Annotated in this window: 4 protein-coding genes; 2 read left to right on the top strand and 2 right to left on the bottom strand. The window is 34.7% G+C overall.

Annotated elements, in window-relative coordinates:
- Nucleotides 1-117: 117 nt before the first annotated feature.
- A complete protein-coding gene (rodA, locus tag IHO13_RS04570) occupies nt 118-1233 on the bottom strand; it encodes a rod shape-determining protein RodA (protein WP_225538478.1) in 1116 nt (371 codons plus the stop codon).
- A 42-nt stretch (nt 1234-1275) separates the two neighbouring features.
- Nucleotides 1276-2742: a proton-conducting transporter transmembrane domain-containing protein gene (locus IHO13_RS04565; RefSeq protein WP_225538477.1), complete on the bottom strand. Its 1467-nt coding sequence runs from the start codon at nt 2740-2742 to the stop codon at nt 1276-1278.
- 64 nt (nt 2743-2806) lie between these two features.
- Between IHO13_RS04565 and IHO13_RS04560 the strand changes: the two genes are divergently transcribed.
- Nucleotides 2807-3121: an NADH-ubiquinone oxidoreductase subunit NDUFA12 family protein gene (locus IHO13_RS04560; protein ID WP_225538476.1), complete on the top strand. Its 315-nt coding sequence runs from the start codon at nt 2807-2809 to the stop codon at nt 3119-3121.
- Between the two features lie 127 nt (nt 3122-3248).
- On the top strand, nt 3249-3542 hold the full coding sequence (locus IHO13_RS04555) for an MlaD family protein (RefSeq protein WP_225538479.1): 294 nt from the start codon (nt 3249-3251) through the stop codon (nt 3540-3542).
- Nucleotides 3543-4579 lie beyond the last annotated feature (1037 nt).

Here is a 4579-nt window from a genome sequence, read left to right as displayed (position 1 = left end):
AATTTTGTCATTGAGCCTGGAGATCAAAAACAAGTTTTCAATCAGAAATACCCTTGCTGTTATGGTAGCAGAACTGACAAAATTTGTCAAGCAGGTTTTTCCGTTCCTGATCTCAAACTATAGGCCTTCCCGCGGATAAAACCGAGAGCTTAGCCTTAAGTCTTTTGCAGACGTTACAGAGCTAAGTAGCAGCCCTATACATATTAAGCTTGCAGCAGTTGTGCTTCCTCCGTAGGATAGAAATGGCAACGGATCACCTATTACGGGTAAAAGACCAACTGTCATTCCGATGTTTATGGCGAAATGAACGCCAAAAAAGGCAAAAATCCCGATAGATACTAACTTAGAGAAATAATTTCTTGATCTATAAGCAATGGAGAATGTTATAGCAAATAGCGTAGTATAAAGGAAAACCAAAACCATGCTACCTAAAAACCCCCATTCCTCACCAAGCACTGCAAAAGCAAAGTCTGTGCGCTTTTCCGGTAAAAACCCAAGCTGAGTCTGACTTCCATTAACAAAACCCTTGCCAAGCAAACCTCCTGAACCTATAGCTATCTGGGATTGCTGCGCATTATAACCCATTCCAAGAGGATCCACTGATGAATCCAAAAACGACAATATCCTTTGCTTATGATAAGGTCGTAAAAAAAGCCAGATAGTTGGTATTACAAGAATGCCAATCGTTCCAAAAACTATAAAATGAGATCTTTTGATTATTGCTGTGAATATAATCGATGCTCCTATAAATAACATTATCACAGCCGTGCCTAAATTAGGCTGCTTTAGTACCAAGAATACAGGTGAGAAAATAATTATAAATGCCGTGAATAACCTTCGAAATTCCATCATTTTATACACACTTTGCTTATTAAAATAACGAGCAAGTGCAAGTATTAAGCCTACTTTTGCAAATTCTGACGGTTGCAAACTGATTGGTCCAATTCTTATCCACCTTGTTGCACCCATTATGTGCGAACCAAAAAAGTTTACTAACAGCAGCGAAGTCACTGCTGCTATATAAAAAAGGTAGGCATGCTTCAAATAAAAATCTATCTCTATAAATGACATAGTTATAGCCAATAGGAAAAAGAAAGAGAATACAACTAGTTGATGAATTGCAAATGGCATCCACTTTCCTCCAGCAGAAGAATACTGAACAACAATGCCAACGCAAAATAGCGCTATTATGTTAATGATCAACAACAAGTAAATCTTCTTTGGCCTACCCACAACGAGAACTTTATAACCTTGAAGTATAATAAGAAATGAAAATCAAAAAGCCAACTTTTCAATTGCTAACCAAATTGGAGCACTGTATACTCCTGTTACTACAGTTAAAGCTGCCATGAGTAACAGACAGAAAAGCATAAGTAGCGGTACTTTATCAACCGATCCAGGTGCTATTTCAGCGTGTGGTGCTGCATCATTTCCAAAATGCATTTTTTCTACCATCTTCCACATATATATTAGTGCAAGGAAAGAACCAGCAGCAAAAACTATAAGAGAAATCCACGCGCGAGATTCGATAATTGCTTTCATCATACACCACTTACTTACAAAGCCACTTGTTAAAGGTACACCGATCAATGCTAAGCTAAGTAGAGTAAATGCAAGTGCTGTATGAGGCATCGATTTCTTGAGTCCTGACAAATTCTCTACTTTTGTTGAATCAAATTTGTAAGAAACACATCCTACAGCCATGAATAAAGATGTTTTTATTATGCTGTGGTTTATTATGTGAAGGATTGCTGCAAATAAGCCTGTTTTTGAGTTTAGACCCAGCATTAAAATTATATAACCAATCTGGCTGACGCTAGAGTTAGCAAGCAATCTTTTCATGTCTTTCGCGGTCATTGCAAATATTGACCCAAATACAATAGCACAAAATGCAAGGATAATTATCACATTGTTCAATGGCGGCCTAAATAAAAAGAAGTTTTGATGGAAAACAGTATAGAAGATCCTAATAAAAACATATATCATCACCTTGGTCACTGTACCTGAAAAGAATATACTAATGAAACTTGGAGCCTCGCTATATGAATTAACTAGCCATCTACTCAGTGGAAACAGTGCTATTTTGATTGAGAGGCTAACAAAAATGAACAACGTGCCAAGCTTTACGATGTTATTATAATACAGCGGTACTATCCTCTCAGCCATGTCAGACATATTGAGTGTTCCCGTCATAGAATACAAAAGCCCAATACCAAACAAGTAAAACGTTGCACCTATTGTTCCACTAATCAGATATTCAAATGCTGCAACCAAAGCTTTTTTATCCCTTCCCATTGAAACTAGTATATAAGAAGAAAGAGACGAAATTTCCAAAAAAACATAAAGATTGAATATGTCGTTTGTTACTAAAATCCCAAGTAGCCCGCTTAAGCACAACAGAAACAAAGAATAAAAACCAGTGATTTTGTTTTTGCTGATCTCTTTTTCGTTAACACGAAAACTATAAAGCACACTTATCAGTGCTATAAAATTCACTAGAGTTAGGATCAAGGAGTTTAACATGTCGATTCTTAACTCTATTCCGTACGGGGGAGCCCCATCTCCAAGATAATAAATTATAATTTCACCATTATATGTTTTCATGAGAAGTATCGATGAAACAAAAAAAGTAGCCGTAGTTGTGGCAAAAGAAATAAACCAGGATACTTTATGTTTCCTAGCAAGAAAGCAAAACATCGATGCAATTATTGGTATGATAACTTGTAAAATTGGTAATTGCATTAAATTGTTGCTAATGGACTGTTAGAGTATTAGTATATATAATACTTTTCGTTTTAATACCTTTATGTTATCTAAAATCTATAATGCGATAAAACGTCTATTACAAAGAAAAGGTAAATTTGTAGGAAGAGATGAAAATGGAAACTCTTACTATGAATCAAATCAAGGAAAAAGATGGGTCACGTATAGCAGTATCTCTGAACCTACAACAGTACCCCCAAAGTGGCATATATGGCTTCACTATACTGATGATACAGTGCCAGTTAATAACAAAAAGAGAAAAATAAAACATACTCCTAATTTGACGGGTACAAAAGATGCGTATTATCCAAACCAAAAAGTGAAAAATTACTATAAAAGCTGGAATCCTAATAACTAAAGATACGAAGATCAAATATACTTGAAATAACTGCTGGATTATTTGTGTTGGTTTTTACTATTTTTCTGATTTGTTTTGCTGTTGATAGGTTATCTAACATAAAAAAAGCTATAAGAATTGTTATAAAATATATGGTCTTTTTGTTAATGCTAATGGCATAGTAGTTGGTGATAGTGTCAAGGTTTCCGGCGTAGATATTGGAAGTGTAACTGGCGTATCACTTGATAAAGCTACCTATGTAGCACGAATTGATATGTGCATAAGTAAAGACATAAAATTGCCAATTGATAGTTCAACTCTAATAACTAGCAGCGGAGTTATCGGTAGTAAATTTGTTAGCGTATCACCCGGATCAGGTACTAAACTAATTTCGAAAGGTGGTAAAACAGAGTATACCAAGCTGAAGCAAATGTTGGCGTAATAATAGACAAAATTCTTGGTATGTTCACGAAATAAGGCTATTTCCTCGTTATTTATAGCTGTTACCTAAAGAGAATGACATTACTCCTTTTTAATCTATGCTTGCGCTCTAGAAAATTGCCACTTTTCCAAAGTGTAAACTACGATTTCAACCCGATGTTAAGACGAATGGAATCACACCATTACGGTTTTACGATATCAGATCGTACCTTCTATAATAATTAAATGTTATATTTTAACATAAAATGGTCACTTTTATACTCACCTACTTGATAAGATTCCCAGATTTTAGCGTCATGCGCTGGAATGGCAGGTCTATGGGTATCATCCAAGTAGCCTTTTCTTGTCATCCAAGTGCTTGACGCTAGGACCTAAGATATTACTTTAATAATAAATATTTAAGAAATTTACCAAGCAAAAAAAAGCAAAAGGAACCCCGTTGGTGGCTAATTATTTATATTAACTTTATAAATTAGCGTTTTTTTTATTCTCAACGTCTAATTTAGCTATTTTTAAACCGCAACTGATCTAAATTTAAACGCTAAGAAATTTACTAGGCAGAAAAAAAGCAAAAAAAACTGTTAGCTAGTTACTCACTACCTATCTTTATAAATTGGCGTTTTTTATTGTCTTAAACGCTTTAACAAGCGTATTTTAGGTTGTATGGGTAAAAACCCGAAGTTTTAAATAAAGACATACAGTGCACATAGTGCAAAAAATTAAATATTAAGATGCTAAATAAATTGAGTTTTTGTTGTTTTACCTGCATAGACTGAAGCTAAATAATAGCTTCAGTGCTACGATAAAAGGGTTGATAAAGTTTGTCAAGTAGTTTTTTTGTTTCTATTGAATCCAATACGCTGCTAAGAACTGGTCTGATGTGATTATGCTACAAATCTAATAATAAAATTTCTGGCTTTTTTGTTGTATAGGGCTTATCATTTTGATTTAACTTTGGTGAAATTATGTCATACCTTGCAGAGAGAATGTCCCTAATAAAGCCATCACCTACGATTGCTGTAACCGACAAGGCAAATA

Source organism: Wolbachia endosymbiont of Mansonella perstans (genome assembly GCF_020278605.1).
GTDB lineage: Bacteria > Pseudomonadota > Alphaproteobacteria > Rickettsiales > Anaplasmataceae > Wolbachia.
Note: the sequence above shows the minus strand (reverse complement) of the source record. Positions and strands in the feature narration are given on the sequence as shown.

Coding starts and splice junctions, on each gene's coding strand:
- IHO13_RS04565 (WP_225538477.1), bottom strand. CDS start 2,742: ATGCAATTACCAATTTTACAAGTTATCATACCAATAATTGCATCGATG.
- IHO13_RS04560 (WP_225538476.1), top strand. CDS start 2,807: ATGTTATCTAAAATCTATAATGCGATAAAACGTCTATTACAAAGAAAA.